The 16,553-nt window shown below is 39.7% G+C and carries 13 protein-coding genes; 7 read left to right on the forward strand and 6 right to left on the reverse strand.

Annotated elements, in window-relative coordinates:
* Positions 1–21: 21 nt before the first annotated feature.
* A complete protein-coding gene (locus NI455_RS14130; RefSeq protein ID WP_067763270.1) occupies positions 22–1,809 on the reverse strand; it encodes an IlvD/Edd family dehydratase in 1,788 nt (595 codons plus the stop codon).
* A gap of 130 nt (positions 1,810–1,939) precedes the next feature.
* Positions 1,940–3,115, reverse strand: coding sequence for a fumarylacetoacetate hydrolase family protein (locus NI455_RS14135; RefSeq protein WP_067763272.1), 1,176 nt, complete (start codon positions 3,113–3,115; stop codon positions 1,940–1,942).
* Positions 3,116–3,227: 112 nt separating this feature from the next.
* On the opposite strand from NI455_RS14135, the gene NI455_RS14140 reads away from it, so the two are divergent.
* On the forward strand, positions 3,228–4,163 hold the full coding sequence (locus NI455_RS14140; RefSeq protein WP_067763274.1) for a LysR family transcriptional regulator: 936 nt from the start codon (positions 3,228–3,230) through the stop codon (positions 4,161–4,163).
* A 49-nt stretch (positions 4,164–4,212) separates the two neighbouring features.
* Here NI455_RS14140 and NI455_RS14145 read toward each other — a convergent pair whose 3' ends face one another.
* Positions 4,213–5,091, reverse strand: a complete 879-nt coding sequence (locus tag NI455_RS14145; protein WP_067763276.1) for an SMP-30/gluconolactonase/LRE family protein — start codon at positions 5,089–5,091, stop codon at positions 4,213–4,215.
* A 351-nt stretch (positions 5,092–5,442) separates the two neighbouring features.
* Between NI455_RS14145 and denD the strand changes: the two genes are divergently transcribed.
* The 4 genes from denD (at position 5,443) to NI455_RS14165 (ending at position 10,338) form a co-directional block, all read left to right on the forward strand.
* On the forward strand, positions 5,443–6,435 hold the full coding sequence (denD, locus tag NI455_RS14150) for a D-erythronate dehydrogenase (protein WP_253114747.1): 993 nt from the start codon (positions 5,443–5,445) through the stop codon (positions 6,433–6,435).
* A gap of 14 nt (positions 6,436–6,449) precedes the next feature.
* Complete coding sequence (locus NI455_RS14155; protein WP_253114750.1) at positions 6,450–7,823, forward strand: MFS transporter; 1,374 nt, start codon at positions 6,450–6,452, stop codon at positions 7,821–7,823.
* Positions 7,824–7,826: 3 nt separating this feature from the next.
* A complete protein-coding gene (locus NI455_RS14160; RefSeq protein ID WP_253114752.1) occupies positions 7,827–8,705 on the forward strand; it encodes an NAD(P)-dependent oxidoreductase in 879 nt (292 codons plus the stop codon).
* A gap of 313 nt (positions 8,706–9,018) precedes the next feature.
* Positions 9,019–10,338 carry an MFS transporter gene (locus tag NI455_RS14165; RefSeq protein ID WP_253114754.1) on the forward strand — a complete coding sequence of 440 codons (1,320 nt, stop codon included), beginning with the start codon at positions 9,019–9,021 and terminating at the stop codon, positions 10,336–10,338.
* Between the two features lie 204 nt (positions 10,339–10,542).
* Here NI455_RS14165 and NI455_RS14170 read toward each other — a convergent pair whose 3' ends face one another.
* From NI455_RS14170 to NI455_RS14180, 3 genes are all read right to left on the reverse strand, one after another.
* Positions 10,543–11,493 (reverse strand): NAD(P)-dependent oxidoreductase, encoded by a 951-nt coding sequence (locus NI455_RS14170; RefSeq protein ID WP_253114756.1) that lies wholly within the window; start codon positions 11,491–11,493, stop codon positions 10,543–10,545.
* 37 nt (positions 11,494–11,530) lie between these two features.
* A complete protein-coding gene (locus tag NI455_RS14175; RefSeq protein WP_067763287.1) occupies positions 11,531–12,247 on the reverse strand; it encodes a FadR/GntR family transcriptional regulator in 717 nt (238 codons plus the stop codon).
* Positions 12,248–12,327: 80 nt separating this feature from the next.
* A complete protein-coding gene (locus NI455_RS14180; RefSeq protein ID WP_104426519.1) occupies positions 12,328–14,061 on the reverse strand; it encodes an IlvD/Edd family dehydratase in 1,734 nt (577 codons plus the stop codon).
* A gap of 166 nt (positions 14,062–14,227) precedes the next feature.
* Here NI455_RS14180 and NI455_RS14185 point away from each other — a divergent pair, with 166 nt between their 5' ends.
* Entirely contained in the window at positions 14,228–15,538 is a 1,311-nt protein-coding gene (locus NI455_RS14185; RefSeq protein WP_219309960.1) for an MFS transporter, read from the forward strand.
* Positions 15,539–15,542: 4 nt separating this feature from the next.
* Entirely contained in the window at positions 15,543–16,541 is a 999-nt protein-coding gene (gene araD1 / locus NI455_RS14190; protein ID WP_219309958.1) for an AraD1 family protein, read from the forward strand.
* Positions 16,542–16,553: the final 12 nt, after the last annotated feature.

The raw sequence follows: 16,553 nt of genomic DNA on the forward strand, positions 1-16,553 counted from the left end.
CTGATTAGTCCTAGATTCGATTTAATGAGAATGTCGGGGCAAGTTTTTGTCATTAATGACACGCATATATAAGGTTGCTGGTTCCAGACATCCACCTGTAGAAAGTTGTCCTACTAACTTGCGATACATTTCTTGCCATGGTGTTTGAGATGCAGGGTAGTCAGGTTTCCATTGTTGACGGCGGCGTTCTAATTCCTCATCAGAAACAAGTACATTTACAGAACGTTTATTTAAATCAATTCTTAAGCGGTCATTGGTCTTGAGCAATGCAATCCCACCACCAATAGCTGCCTCAGGTGACATATTTAAAATGGAAGGGCTGGCTGATGTTCCACTTTGACGACCATCACCTAAACAAGGTAAAGAATCGATGCCTTTTTTGATCAGCTCTGTAGGAGGTGCCATGTTTACGACTTCAGCACTACCTGGATAACCGACTGTACCTGCACCACGAATGACTAAGATGCAGTTTTCATCAATATTAAGATCGGGGTCGTTAATACGGGCGTGATAGTCTTCTGGCCCTTCAAAGACAATCGCTCGAGCTTCAAAGCTATTTTCATCCTGTGGATTAGACAAATAGGTTTTCCTAAAAGCCTCTCCCACAACAGACATTTTCATAATCGCACTGTCAAAGAAATTACCACTGAGTACAATAAATCCGGCGCCATGTTTAAGCGGCTCTTGAAAGGGATAAATTACATCAGCGTTTGAAGTTTTAGATTGCTTGGCAATTTCACCTATAGTCTTGCCGCTCACTGTTGCACAATCTTCATGAAGTACGCCTGCTTTTTGTAATTCATACATCACTGCTGGTACACCACCGGCACGGTGAAAACCTTCACCCAGATATTTTCCAGCAGGCATACAGTTCACAAGAAGTGGAATATTTTCACCTACACGTTGCCAATCATCTAATGTAAGTTCTATTCCCATATGACGTGCTATAGCGATTAAATGCGGAGGACAGTTGCTAGAAGCCCCTAAAGCAGAGGCAACAGCAATCGCATTCTCAAAGGATTTTTTGGTCATAATTTTTGAGGGTCTTAAATCCTCAAGAACCATTTCACAGATGCGTTTACCGGTCGCATAAGCCATTTGACCACGCTCACGATAAGGTGCAGGAATACTGGCACACGTCGGTAGAGACATACCTAAGGCTTCAGCCAAGGCATTCATGGAAAGTGCCGTGCCCATGGTATTGCAATGCCCAACTGATGGAGATGCTGAAGTGGTCATTTCCATAAACCCTTCATAATCAATTTCACCAGAAGCCAGTAAATTTCGTGCATGCCAGATCACTGTACCTGATCCGATTAAATCACCTTTATAGTGGCCATCCAGCATAGGTCCACCTGAAAGAACAATAGCCGGTAAATCGGTAGTGGCTGCTGCCATGAGGCAGGCAGGTGTGGTTTTGTCGCAACCAGTGGTCAGGACCACGCCATCAAGCGGGTAGCCATGGAGAATTTCCACTAAACCTAAATAGGCTAAATTGCGGTCAAGCGCGGCAGTAGGACGGCGTGATTGTTCTGCAATTGGATGAACTGGAAATTCCATAGGAATACCACCGGCATCACGAATACCGGCCTTAACGCGTTCTGCTAATTCTTTGTGGTGACGATTACAAGGAGTTAAATCACTGCCTGTCTGTGCAATACCAATAATTGGTCGACCGGACTGAAGCTCATCACGTGTCAAACCATAATTCATATATCGTTCAACATACAAAGCTGTCATATCTGCATGTTCTGGATCATCAAACCATTCCTGGCTACGTAAAAAAATCCGTTTACTTTGATTATTCATTTCCAGATCCTTAACTTTAATATTATGCAAATGAGCAATATGGGAAGCAGTTATTTATTTGAAAGGTAGAGACCAACCCTAAAGCTAATCATTTAGGAATACCATTCAACCTAGGGATAATATGTGAAAACTATAGTAATTCACGCTGCTTTAAATTTTGCATCAATGAGTTGATGCCGAAATTCCAAGGTGATGCTCTGTCGCTGGTCGTTACAATATTGTAAAGAGTGCCTAGTTTAGGAGTATGAATCCGTACGACATCATCAACTTTGTGGGTAAAGCCCGCTCCAGGTTTTTCTCGATCTTGGGTAGGGGCAAATAATGTTCCTAAAAATAGTACAAATCCGTCCGGATACTGATGATTTTCATTTAAAGTCTGTTGAATTAAATCTTCTGGATCACGACTAATTTGAGACATGGAACTCAAACCATTCAAGACAAAATGATCCGTTCCTTCAATTTTGAGTTCTACCTCACATGAGCGGATATCATCCAAACTAAAAGTTTGATCAAATAAGCGGATGAAAGGACCAATTGCGCATGAGGCATTGTTATCCTTAGCTTTGCTCAATAAAAGGGCACTACGTCCCTCGAAATCACGCAGATTGACATCATTACCTAAAGTCGCACCTAAAATTTTACCTTGGCTATTTGCAACCAGAACCACTTCAGGTTCAGGATTATTCCACTCTGATTTTGGATGAATACCAATATTTTGACCTGTTCCTACGGCTGCTAGAACAGGAGCTTTAGTGAATATTTCTGCATCACTGCCAATCCCAACTTCAAGATATTGAGACCACATATTTTGTTCAATTAAGTATTTTTTTAATTCAAGTGCTTTTACAGAGCCAGGCTGAATAGATTTAAGACTGTCTCCAATCACTCCCTGTACGATTTCCCGAATGTGTTGCGCTTTATCCGCATCTCCTGCAGCCTGTTCTTCAATTACGCGCTCCAGCATACTTGCAGCAAAAGTTACTCCTGCAGCTTTAATCACTTGCAGATCAATAGGTGCTAAAAAATAAGCTTTACTTGGATCTGGCTCAGGCAAAGTATTTGCAAAAATTTCATCAATATTCCCAATCAATTGACCTTCAATTTTAGCAAGAGCCGAGATCGGGGAATCAGTTTCTAATAATTCGGAGATCGTATTGAAATGACTAGAAATATCAAAAACCTGATTACCTTTCAAAATCACTGGCGATGGACCAGCAACTTTATGTGGTACCCATGCTCGCCCAATTAAGCATCCTTGTGTACCATCCACTGGCAATGAATTGGCTGAATTTAATGTAAATTTCATGTAAAGCAACTCTATTTATAATTGAAATCATCGTAAAATTCCTTTCTAATAAATACCAATGGTAATAATTTAATAATTAATAACCTGTAGTTATTGGTAAAAGGATTTCTAAATGGCAGACTTAAATTATTCGAGTTTCAATAATTGGTTCAAATATAGGCACTTGGTTTTATTAGAGACTTTGGCAAGAACTAAAAATATGCATTTAGCAGCTGAACAGATGAATTTAAGTCAGCCTGCGATCAGTAAAATGCTGAAAGAAATTGAAAATATGCTGGGTTTTACTATTTTTGAACGCTTACCGAGAAGTATGCCTGTAACAGCATTGGGGCAGCATGTGATTTGTTATGCACAGCGGGTCCTGAATGATGCCAAACATTTTGTTGAAGATATTGAAATGCTGAGACTAGGTGGACATGGATTTCTTAAAGTAGGTGGAATTTTTGCTGCAACCGCGTCTGTCATTCCAAATTCTGTGATTGAGATTAAAAAGAAATGGCCATTACTCTCCATTGATGTTGTTGAACAGACCAGTGATCATTTAATGGAAATGCTTAGTGAACATACACTGGATTTAGCGGTTGGCCGATTTACCCAGGCAACACAACAGCAATTTTTTGATTTTAAGCCCTTAGGACCTGAGCCTTTTTGTATTGTGGTTAATCATGAGCATCCCTATGCTCAAAAGAAATTTTGTAAATTGAACGAACTCATGGATTGGCCTTGGGTGGTTTACCCTAAAGGAACACCAATTCGTGAACGTATGGAAGCGGCATTTATGCGCGCAAATGTTAAAGTCCCTTTGAATACGGTCAATACCATGTCCATGCAAACTTTCTTACAGATTATACAAACTGCTCCCATGGTCGCTATGCTGCCTGAAGCAATGGTCGCTCAACAGGTGAAAGACGGGAAACTTTGCATTATAGAAACCGAGTTGATTTTAGATGCCCAGGATTACGGTATTTTGACGAGGAAAAACGAACCAATTTCAGAAATTGCACAAACATTTATAGAAATTTTATTAGGAAAGGCTAAGCAGAATTAGCTATAAATATCACTTGGCTAATTAAATCAGCCAAGTGATTAAATGGCATTTAACCTTTGAAATATGTTTCGGCGACACCTTGGATCCCTAATCCATAAATGGCAAATACACTACCACGCAACTGATTGTCTCCAGGAAAACGTGGTAGCGGAGGTTGAGACATAGAGGTAACAAAGAGCACATCTAAATCTTTACCCCCAAACGCCAGACTGGTCACTTTTTTAACCGGCATTTCAATGATTCGATCTATACTGCCATCAGGCGCATAACGTACCAATTTCCCTGAATATACTTTCGCACTCCAGACATAACCTTCACTATCTACAGTTGATCCGTCTGCTGAGCCGCCATCTTGCGTATCGATTTTGCAAAAAACCTGTTTATTCGTTAAACCGGTATCTGCACTGTCATAATCGTATGACCAGATTTCACCTTGCCAGGTATCTGTAAAGTAGAACTTATCACCTTTTGGATTCCAGCATATCCCATTTGAAGTATTGATATTTTCTTCTAGTTTCTGAACCGTCATATCTGTATTTAAACGATATAAAGAGGCGGTTTTATCTTCTTCCATACGGTTCATCGATCCAAAAACAAAACGACCTTGTCGGTCTACACCTCCATCGTTCAGACGATTAAAAGGCATATCTGGTTCAGGGTGATCAATAAAGTCTAAATCGCCAGTATCAAAATCTAGGCTATGCAGCCCATTTTCTAAAGCAACAATTGCTCCATTATGATTTTCACGTAATGCGTAAGATCCAATCTTTTGAAGGGTTTCCCAAGCTTTCAGGTCTTTACCTTGTTCATCACAGGAAAACAAACGACCGTCAAATATATCTACCCAAAATAATCGTTGACGAACAGGATCCCATGTCGGTACTTCACCTAAACGTGTCTTAACATCAACAAATACTTTAATTTCCATTTACGTTATCCTGAAAGATTATCTCTATTTAATAGGCATTCAATTTATTGAAAAATAATATACTTTCTAAGTAAATTATAATTTAGTTTAAAAAATTACTAATGATTAAATATCAATCTTTGATAAACAGAAGTTATTAAACCTAAAGTAGCGATATTCTGAAATAAAAAATAATAAAAATTAGGTATATAAGTCTTTCAATATAAATTTCTATTGAATTACGCATTTATATTGATATTAAAAAGTTATCGATATTGAGGAATAATTCATTGGTAATTATTAATCATCCTCCTTAATTTGAGTCATCTACGATGTAAATCGTCTGATTCATAAATTAGGGAAGGATTACCTATGAATATACTTATTACTGGTGGAACTGGTTTTATAGGCAAACAGATAGCTAGAAAAATCTTGGAATTAGGGACTATCACACTAGATGGACAAGCTGCTCAATCCGTAGAAAAAATCATATTATTCGATGCTTTTGCAGGAGAGGACATTCCTGAAGATCCAAAAATTCAGGTTGTGATCGGTGATATTACTGATAAAAAACAGGTATTAGAAATTACTAAAAATGTAGATGTCATTTGGCATTTAGCTGCTGTGGTAAGTTCAGCCGCGGAAGCTGATTTTGACCTAGGTATGGAAGTCAATTTGTATGGTTTGTTGACCTTACTTGAATCGGTAAGACAGCACGGGATCAAACCCCGATTTATTTTTGCCAGCGGTTGTGCTGTATTTGGAGGTGCATTACCAGAAGTAGTTACAGATGACACGGTCGTCACACCTAAATCGTCCTATGGCATGCAAAAAGCGGTAGGCGAATTACTTGTTTCAGACTACTCACGTAAAGGCTTCATTGATGGGCGAGTATTACGTTTACCTACAATTGTTGTTCGTCCAGGTAAGCCCAATAAAGCTGCTTCAACATTTTTTAGTTCGATCATTCGTGAACCGCTCAAAGGTGAGCCCGCGGTTTGTCCTGTCCAGGCTGATACGCCAGTATTTATCACCTCTCCACGTCGCTGTGTTGACTCAATGATTCATGCAGCGGTTATTTCTCCCGATCAGTTATCCGATCAGCGCATTATTCCATTACCTGGTTTAACGGTGACCGTTCAGCAAATGCTGGAAGCCCTAGAAAAAATTGCAGGAAAATCTGCGGTAAATCTCGTGCAGTGGCAAGAAGATAAAACCATTCAACGTATTGTGAAAAGTTGGCCAGTGCGAGTTAAAGCTGAATATGCTGAATCACTCGGTTTCAAAGCGGATAAGAATTTTGAAAGCGTCATCGAGGCGCATATTGAAGATACCCAGGAATTAATAGCTGAGATAGCTAATTAAAGTGAGGCAGTATTATGGAAGATATTCAAGCTAAATCTGCTTTAGAAGAGCAAACCATTAAACGTATTTCAAAAAGAATTATTCCTTTTCTTATTATTCTGTTTGTAATGGCATTTTTAGACAGAACAAATATCGGTTTTGCCGCTTTGCATATGAATGATGCAATTGGCATTACTCAAACGATATTTGGCTTAGGTGCTGGTATTTTTTTTCTTGGTTATTTTATTGCCGAAGTTCCGAGTAATGTACTGCTACATCGCTTCGGTGCCAGAATCTGGATCGCGCGTATTATGATTACTTGGGGAATCATTGCTGCCTTAATGGGCTTTATCCAAAATGGAACCCAGTTTATCGTTCTTCGTTTTTTACTCGGTATTGCAGAAGCTGGCTTTTTTCCTGGTGTGATTTTCTATCTTACTTTGTGGTTTCCAGCGCGATATCGTGCACGTGTATTTGCCACATTTTATTTAGGTCTCCCAATTGCCCAGATTGTTGGCGCACCTATTTCAGTTGGACTGATGCAATGGGGCGATACAATAGGGTATGAAGGCTGGCGCATGATGTATGTGCTTGAGGGCATTCCATCGATCATTCTAGGTATCATTTGTCTGAAATACTTAACCAATACGCCTAAAGAAGCTCAGTGGCTCACTACAGAACAGCGTCAATGGTTAATGAGAACTTTAGAGAGAGAAGAACTTGAAAAAACTGAAGCTGCTGACTCTCATTTAACTAAGTCAGCGCTTATTAAACAAGTGTTTAAAAATCCATTGGTATGGATTATGGCCATTGTTTATTTTGGCATTACTTCTGGTTCGAATGCCATGTTCTTCTTTTTACCAAGTGTGCTGGAGTCATTCCGTAACACGTTTGGCATGGAAATTAGTTTAATTCAAAACGGACTCTTAACAGCTATTCCTTATGCATTCGCTGCTGTAGGCATGATTTTATGGAGCCGACGCTCGGATCGTAAACAGGAACGTCATAAGCATGGTGCTTGTGCAGCTCTTATGGCGGCAAGTGCAATTGCAATCGCACTAATTGTCAACCAGCCCTGGGCTATTATTGTTGGGTTTATTTTCCTTGCCATTGGTGTATTTAGTGCGATTAATATTTTCTGGACCCTTCCAGGTCAGACATTGACGGGAGTAGGTGCCGCCGCTGGTATTGGACTGATTAACTCTGTGGGTAATTTAAGTGGATTTACAGGGCCATATTTAACAGGGTACTTATATACCACGACTGGTACCTATACTACTGCATTTCTAGTCATCGCTGGATTTGTTGCGATTGGCGGGATCGGGTTATTGGTACTCGCGCGATTAAATGGCAAACAGATAGAAAAAGAAAAATTAAACCTGAAAGCCCAACCCAATCAAGGAGTATAAAACATGGCAAGGATTGGATTCGTGGGAACCGGTATTATGGGCACACCCATGGTTATGAACTTAATCAAGGATGGTCACCAGGTTCAGGTTTGGAATAGAACAATTTCTAAATTGAAAACATTAGAAGAGGCGGGCGCACAAGTCTGTCATCAGCTATCGGAAGTTGGAAGAGATGTTGATCTTCTTATTGTAATGCTGAGTGATGGAAAAACTTGTGATGAAGTCCTGTTCCAAAAAGATGGAGCGATCTCTGAACTAAAGAAAAATAGTATTGTGATTGTCATGAGTTCAATCCCGGTAGAAACTGCAAAATATCAAAATGAACGATGTTTATCCTTAGGATTAAGATACCTAGATGCACCTGTTTCAGGTGGTGAGAAAGGTGCACAAAATGCGACTCTAGCTATTATGGTGGGTGGTGAGGAAGATACCTTTACTGAAGCCCAAAAAGTTCTAAATTCTATGGGCAGAGCAGTCTTGGTGGGCACTGCCGGATGTGGAGAGCTCGCCAAACTGGTTAACCAGATGATTGTGGCGAGTACGATTGCTACCGTGGCAGAAGGTTTACTCTTTGCTCAGCAAGGCGGAGCTGATCCGTATAAAGTAAAGCAGGCATTAACTGGTGGATTTGCTGACTCTCCTATTTTGCAACAGCATGGTGAACGTATGTTAAGTCAAAACTTTAAACCAGGAGGCGCAGCCAGTACTCAGTTAAAAGATACTCATACGGCTATAAATTATGCGCAGAAATTAAAATTAAAGTTGCCGGTAGCGGAATTGGTAGATCAGCTCTATTCAGATATGGTCCATCATGGCGATGGAGCCTTAGACCATTCAGGATTAATTCGTGAGTTAAAAAGGCTTAATAATATAGAGATATAACTATATCTCTTGATAGTGTTTAAAACTGGCTTTTAAATAGCCAGTTTTTTTATTTTAAATATATTATTTTTAATCCTAAAATATTTTCTTTATTTTAATATCTATTTTTAAATCAATGTCTTGTAAAATAAAATATATAGCGATAGGACTGAGTTATCGAATGCTGGGAAAATGTAATTGGAATTTCAAAATCGATAGAACTATATTTTTTTATATTTTATTAAATAGAGAAATTCTCTACTAAATAAAATTATTCAGAATAAGAATGGATGGAATTAACCATTTTCAGATGGTTAATAAATAGGGAAAGAGAATGAGTTTAAAAAAAGTTCATCGGCATTCATGGGTGTCTCTTGTTGTTTGCTGGTTAATCTGGCTGGTTATTGCATATGATCGTGAACTCATATTCCGCGCGGCAGTCATGATTTGTGAAGAGTTCTCTCTTACACCCACAGAGTGGGGCTATACCATTGCCGCCATTACTGTATCTCTAGCCTTACTCAGTATTCCGGTCAGTGCTTATTGTGATTTAAAAGCACCGGGCTGGAAACGTGCTATGTTCCAGTGGCCTTTGATTGTCGGATTTACTTTTCTGTCCTTACTTTCTGGCATCATGTCATTTAGTAATACTTTCTATAAGTTTGTTATCTTGCGGATATTAGTGTCCATTGGTTGTGGGGTAGCTGAACCCATCGGGGTGAGTAATACCGCAGAATGGTGGCCTAAAGAGCACCGAGGCTTTGCAATCGGTGCCCACCATGCTGGTTATCCCGTTGGTGCAATGCTGAGTGGGGTAGTAATGGCATCAATTATTTATTATTTTGGTCCTGAAAACTGGCGTTATGCATTTTATCTCGGCATCATGATTTCAGTACCGGTATTAACATTCTGGGCTATTTATTCAAACAAGAAACGCTATGATGAGTTTCATGATGCATGCATAGATCGAGGATTTACTCCACCGACAGATAATCCATGTTTAGAAACCAAATCCTTAAATCCAGCTGCCGCGAAAAAAGGTTCCTTAAAAAGAACTTTAAAGTCACGCGGTATTTTATTTACGGCGGGTAGTACCTTAATTACACACATTGTATATCTTGGTTTCCTGACTATTTTTCCTGCATATCTTTATAATATTGTGGGACTAGATCTTGCTAAAGCGGCAGGTTTAAGTGCCGTATTTACAATTACAGGAATTATGGGGCAAATTTTCTGGCCTTCTTTGTCCGATAAAATTGGACGTCGTAAGACACTCATTCTTTGTGGAATCTGGATGGCTGTTGGTATTGCCAGTTTCTGTTTAACCCAAGGTGTAATTTCTGTCATTATTATTCAATTAATTTTTGGTTTCTCTGCCAATGCAATCTGGCCAATTTATTATGCCACAGCATCAGATTATGCCGAGCAAGATGCCATGGGTACAGCGAACAGTATCATTACCGTGGCCCTTTATGTGGGAGGAGCGATTGCCCCCATTCTCATGGGTTCATTACTGACGAATTTTGGAGGATGGCATAATGCAACCGGTTATACACTTTGCTTTATTTTAATGTCAGTCTGTGCATTGATTGGTGTGTTGCTGCAAGTTATCTTGGGCTATCTGGACAAGAAAGATCATTTAAAACCTGTTTAATTCCTGACTAATTCCATAAAGTTCGACTGTAGTTTCCTCATGGATTGAGGGTGCTACAGTCTTATCCATTTTTATATTTGAGTTAAAGGATTTGGCTTTAAGGTGGGTTTCATCCAGCTAAATGAATAGGACGGGCATCGTAATAATGAACCGTCCTATTTTTTATATTAATTTTTTATTTAATACTCTCTTTTATAAATTGAACTAAACCAGATTTTGATCATGACCTAAAATATTCTGGTTCACATTACTCTCCAAAATAGAGAACAGTCGTTCTTGAGCTTCATCAGTAGCCCAAGCAATATGCGCTGTAATCATGACATTTGGATGCTTGAGTTTTAACAAGGGATGATCTGCTGCAGGAGGTTCCTGGTCCAGCACATCTGCACCAAAACCTGCAATCTGCTGATTCATTAATGCTTCTGCAACATCCTCACTATGAACCAAACCGCCACGGCCTACATTAATCAAAATGCTATCTTTCTTCATTTGACTGAGTACAGTCCGATCAATCATAAAACGGGTTTCATCATTCAAATCACAGTGCAAGGACAGCACATCAGCAAGCTGTATTGCCTGTGAAAATGGAACATATCCTTCACGACAGGTCGTGGCATTCTTGCGTTCACTGAAGGTAACTTTCATACCAAATGCCTGGGCTTTTTCTGCAAGCGACTGACCGATTTCGCCCTTACCTACAATGACCAGATTTTTATTTTTGAGTTCACGGATGGGCGCTGCAAGATAGAAAGATACTGGACTATTTGACCAGGTCCCATCTCGAACAGCCTTAACTTGGGAGTCGAAATTTTTGATCAGGTTCATCATCAGGACAAATGCATGTTCAGCCACTGCATCGCCAGCATAACCACGAATATTGCAGATTTTGATATTTCTAGACTTTAATAAATCGACATCTACATGATCGTAACCTGTGGAACAAAGTGCCAGTAATTTTAAGTTCGGATTATTGTTCAGAATCTGTTCATCAACTTTCAGGTCACTGATGATGAGCACATCCTGATCATGGATCTGATCATAAAACTGTTGCTGACTTAACTGCTCATATTCAGTGTATTCAACAGGGAAATTAAATTGAAATGCTTTATTCAGTAATACGCCTTTTTCAACACAGGTAACTTTTACGGTATTCATAAATCTTTAATATCTACATAGTGGTACTGCATATGACTTATTTTTTAATCAAATCATATGCCATTTTAGTATCCTCTAACTGCACCAGCGAGGCATGACGTGCAGAAAGAGGGTCTTTATTTTCAATTGCAGTTAAAATTGCTTTATGCCGAGGCAATGAATGGTTCTGTAAATTCGGTCTTAAACTGGTAACCTGGATTGACTGCTGCAAAGGTAAAACCAGCATTTTTGACATATATGCCAATAAATCATTATGAGTTGCTTTGGCAATTGAAAGATGAAAGTCAATATCCGGCTGGATAAACTCTTCAATACTTTCTGCCTGTTCCATCCCTGCATACGCTTTTTTAATGCGTGCTATATCTTCCTCTGTCGCCGTACTTGCTGCGATATAAGCCAATTCCGGTTCTAATACACGACGTACAGTAGATAAAGTTTTAAAAAATTCATTTTCAGGGGTGGATTGTATAAGCCAGTATAAAATATCCGGATCAAGTAAATGCCATTCATCTTTAGGGCGAACAACCGTACCAATTTTAGGTCGAGAATAGGTCAGACCTTTGGCATTCAGAACACGAATAGCTTCACGAAATACCGGTCGACTGACTTGAAATTCTTCACATAACTCTGCCTCTGAAGGCAATTTTGCATTTTCCGGTATTTCGCCAGATACTATTTTTAGACCTAATTGCTGAACAATAAGAGCATGTTGGCTTTTACTTGGAACAGGATTTTTATAGTCGGCATTACTCATATTTTACAATTGACCATTTATGATCTCATTATGGTATAGATGACCTTATGATTTCACAAGATCATCTAAATTTTAGGCACTTAATGTGAATGTCGGGGTACTTCAGAGCCTCGGCAACCTACCAGAAAATCAAAGTCACAGCCTTGATCTGCCTGAAGTACATGATCTACATAGAGCTGACGATAGCCCCCAATAAAGCTTGGTCTTGGTGGTTCTGGTAAATTAGCTAAACGTTGCTGCAATTCTTCATCAGAAATATCCAGGTGTAATTTTCCGGCATAAGCATCGAGTTCAATATAGTCACCATTTTGAACAGCGGCCAAAGGACCACAGGCCATAGCTTCTGGTGCAACATGCAAGACTACCGTGCCATATGCAGTACCACTCATTCGTGCATCAGAAATACGAACCATGTCGGTAATTCCTTTTGCCAGAATTTTTGGAGGTAATCCCATATTTCCGACTTCTGCCATGCCTGGATAACCTTTTGGACCGGCATTCTTGAGTACCAAGACACAGGTTTCGTCTACATCAAGATCTGGATCAACGATACGTGCCTTATAGTCATCAAAGTTTTCAAAGACTACAGCACGTCCACGATGTTTCATTAATTCCGGGGAGGCCGCAGACGGTTTCAATACAGCGCCTTTTGGTGCCAAATTACCTTTAAGAATACACATCCCACCATCATTACGAAGTGGGTTATCAATTTGACGAATCACTTCATCATTGTAGATAGGGGAGTTTTGGCAATTTTCCCAGATCGATTGACCATTGACGGTTAATGCTTGAGGATGGGGAAGTAGATTATTTTCACCCATACGACGTAATACTGCTGGCAATCCACCACTATAATAAAATTCTTCCATCAGGAAGCGCCCTGAGGGCTGCAAATCAACAATTGTGGGCATACCGCGACCCACACGGTTCCAGTCATCCAGTTCCAGATCAACCCCAATTCGGCCAGCAATTGCTTTCAGATGAATAACAGCATTGGTTGAACCGCCAATTGCAGCATTAACTTTGATAGCATTTTCAAAAGCTTCTTTAGTTAAAATTTTAGAAAGACGCAGATCTTCTTTCACCATATCTACAATACGCATACCAGATAAATGCGCCAATACATAACGGCGAGAATCTACCGCAGGGATTGCCGCATTATGGGGTAATGAGGTCCCTAAAGCTTCTGCCATACATGCCATTGTAGAAGCTGTGCCCATGGTATTACAGGTTCCTGCTGAACGTGACATACCAGATTCAGCTGATAAAAATTCATTTAAATCAATTTTTCCTGCTTTTAATTCCTCATGCATCTGCCAGACGATAGTACCCGCACCGATATCTTTACCCTTATGTTTGCCATTCAGCATAGGACCGCCTGTCACCACAATTGCAGGAACGTCACAACTTGCAGCACCCATGAGCAAAGCAGGAGTCGTTTTATCACAACCTGTTAACAAGACAACGCCGTCGATGGGATTACCACGAATTGCTTCCTCTACATCCATACTGGCTAAGTTACGGGTAAGCATCGCAGTAGGGCGTAAGTTAGATTCTCCATTGGAGAAAACCGGGAACTCAACCGGAAAGCCGCCAGCTTCTAAAACACCTTTTTTGACATGCTCAGCAATTTTACGGAAATGTGCATTACAAGGTGTGAGTTCTGACCAGGTATTACAAATACCAATAATTGGTCGTCCGTCAAACTCGTGATCTGGAATCCCCTGATTTTTCATCCAACTACGATACATAAATCCATTTTTATCGGTTGTCCCAAACCATGCAGCTGAGCGTAAAGGTTGTTTGTTAGACATTTCTATATCCCTATATAGTATTACTATTAAAAACATTAAAACTAAAATACAGTAAATAAAATCCTTTTAAAAGGGTTTACAATTTAAATAGTAATACTATATTTTATTCTGGTAAATTCCTCCTTCAGCATGAAGCTAAAACTAGAAATGGAAAATGGAGTCGAATATGGAATTCGAGAAGGATGTCATCAGGAAGGTAACATTTAAGCTAATCCCCGCTTTAGTGGTCTTATATTTAGTTGCTTATATTGATCGTGCAGCAGTCGGTTTTGCCCATTTACATATGGGTGCAGATGTAGGAATAGGTGATGCGGCTTATGGATTAGGTGCAGGTTTATTCTTTATTGGTTATTTCTTATTTGAGGTTCCAAGTAATCTACTCTTAGACAAGTTTGGCGCAAGAAAGTGGTTCGCACGAATTCTGCTTACATGGGGGCTAATCACCATGGCAATGGCACTCATTCAAGGACCTTACAGTTTTTATATCCTCAGATTTTTACTCGGTGTCGCTGAAGCTGGCTTCTTTCCGGGAGTACTATATCTAATCACCCAATGGTATCCAGTGCGCCATCGTGGAAAAATCATGGGGATGTTTATTCTTTCTCAGCCGATTGCCATGATGGTAGCCGGACCTTTGGCAGGTGCATTATTGGGCATGGACGGTATCGCCAATATGCATGGCTGGCAGTGGTTATTTATTGTAGTAGGTTTACCAGCAGTCTTACTTGCCTGGCCAACACTTCTCTATCTTCCAGAAAAAATTAATAGTGTTAAGTGGCTGAGTAATGAACAAAAAACTTGGTTGAGTAATGAGCTGATTAAAGATGAAGCTGAATATGATCAAACACGTCATGGAAATCCGCTTCATGCTTTAAAAGATAAGCGTGTATTGACTCTTGCTTTGTATTATCTACCCGTCACTTTAAGCATTTATGGCTTAAATCTCTGGTTACCCACCATTATCAAGCAGTTTAGTGGTGGTTCAGATTTACAAGTAGGCTTTCTCTCAAGTATTCCTTATGTATTCGGGATTATTGGTTTACTTATTATTCCCCGCAGTACAGATAAGTTAAATGACCGTTATGGACACCTGAGCTTCTTATATGCCTTAGGTGCTTGTGGCATGTTCTTTAGTGCATGGCTAACTTCTCCTGTTATGCAATTGATCGCTCTTTCTGTTGTTGCATTCTGTCTATTTTCTACCACAGCCGTATTTTGGACACTTCCTGGACGCTTCTTGACAGGTGCCAGCGCAGCAGCAGGTATTGCTCTTATTAACTCAGTTGGAAATTTGGGTGGCTATATCGGTCCTTTTGGAATTGGCTTATTGAAGCAATACACCGGCAACATGGCTTCAGGTTTGTACTTTTTAACAATCGTCATGATTTTTGGTTTGATTTTGACATATTTCGTCTATGCAAAATTTGAGACCCAAAAATCTAAAACAATGAACATTAGTGAAAATGCTAAAGGATAGCAGCATGAATATTATTCAGTTTGAAGATCATTCTAATCAGCGTGCAATAGGTGTCGTAGAAAACAATCAGGTATTTCAGGTTAATAGAGTGACTACTGTACGTGAGCTTGCATTGTTAGCAATCGAAAAAGGTCTTTCGCTTGAAAAGCAAGTTGAGGTATTAGGTTTTGCAGAACAACATTATAACTATGCTGAGCTGTTAGAAAATCACCAGGTTTTGCCACCATTGGATCATCCTGATGCAGCACATTGTTTTATTTCAGGAACAGGATTAACCCATTTAGGATCAGCATCCGCACGCGACAAGATGCATCAACAAAACCTGAATGATCCGGCTTCGATGACAGATACCATGCGTATGTTTCAATGGGGACTAGAAAAAGGCAAACCTATAGAGGGTCAAGTAGGAGCACAACCAGAATGGTTTTATAAAGGGGATGGCTCAATTGTTGTACGTCCTGGGAAAGAATTACCATTGCCTCCTTTTGCTGAAGATGGTGGTGAAGAACCTGAGATTGCCGGTTTATATGTGATTGGCCCGGATTTAAAACCGTATCGTATTGGTTTTGCACTAGGCAATGAATATTCAGATCATGTGATGGAACGCCGTAATTATTTATATCTTGCACATTCAAAATTACGTTTTTGCAGTTATGGTCCGGAATTAAGAACGGGAGATCTGCCTAAACATTTGGTAGGTAAAAGCCGGCTGAAACGTAATGGTGAAGTGATCTGGGAAAAAGAGTTTCTTTCAGGTGAAGACAATATGTGTCATAGCCTGACTAATCTTGAATATCACCATTTCAAATACCAACAGTTCCTCAAGCCTGGGGATGTCCATATTCATTATTTCGGAACAGCCACACTGTCTTTTGCAGACGGTATGAAAGCTGAAATTGGTGATGAATTTGAAATTGAAATGAAAGAGTTTGGTCAACCATTGATAAATAAACTCGCATCTACTCAACCTGAACTACCAATTGGCTCAATCATTACTCTTTAAGGAATTAATATT

It is taken from the genome of Acinetobacter lwoffii (assembly GCF_024129435.1).
Lineage (GTDB): Bacteria > Pseudomonadota > Gammaproteobacteria > Pseudomonadales > Moraxellaceae > Acinetobacter > Acinetobacter lwoffii_F.

Coding starts and splice junctions, on each gene's coding strand:
- NI455_RS14155 (WP_253114750.1), top strand. CDS start 6,450: ATGGAAGATATTCAAGCTAAATCTGCTTTAGAAGAGCAAACCATTAAA.
- NI455_RS14180 (WP_104426519.1), bottom strand. CDS start 14,061: ATGTCTAACAAACAACCTTTACGCTCAGCTGCATGGTTTGGGACAACC.
- NI455_RS14160 (WP_253114752.1), top strand. CDS start 7,827: ATGGCAAGGATTGGATTCGTGGGAACCGGTATTATGGGCACACCCATG.
- denD (WP_253114747.1), top strand. CDS start 5,443: ATGAATATACTTATTACTGGTGGAACTGGTTTTATAGGCAAACAGATA.
- NI455_RS14130 (WP_067763270.1), bottom strand. CDS start 1,809: ATGAATAATCAAAGTAAACGGATTTTTTTACGTAGCCAGGAATGGTTT.
- NI455_RS14165 (WP_253114754.1), top strand. CDS start 9,019: ATGAGTTTAAAAAAAGTTCATCGGCATTCATGGGTGTCTCTTGTTGTT.
- NI455_RS14135 (WP_067763272.1), bottom strand. CDS start 3,115: ATGAAATTTACATTAAATTCAGCCAATTCATTGCCAGTGGATGGTACA.
- NI455_RS14175 (WP_067763287.1), bottom strand. CDS start 12,247: ATGAGTAATGCCGACTATAAAAATCCTGTTCCAAGTAAAAGCCAACAT.
- NI455_RS14140 (WP_067763274.1), top strand. CDS start 3,228: ATGGCAGACTTAAATTATTCGAGTTTCAATAATTGGTTCAAATATAGG.
- araD1 (WP_219309958.1), top strand. CDS start 15,543: ATGAATATTATTCAGTTTGAAGATCATTCTAATCAGCGTGCAATAGGT.
- NI455_RS14185 (WP_219309960.1), top strand. CDS start 14,228: ATGGAATTCGAGAAGGATGTCATCAGGAAGGTAACATTTAAGCTAATC.
- NI455_RS14145 (WP_067763276.1), bottom strand. CDS start 5,091: ATGGAAATTAAAGTATTTGTTGATGTTAAGACACGTTTAGGTGAAGTA.
- NI455_RS14170 (WP_253114756.1), bottom strand. CDS start 11,493: ATGAATACCGTAAAAGTTACCTGTGTTGAAAAAGGCGTATTACTGAAT.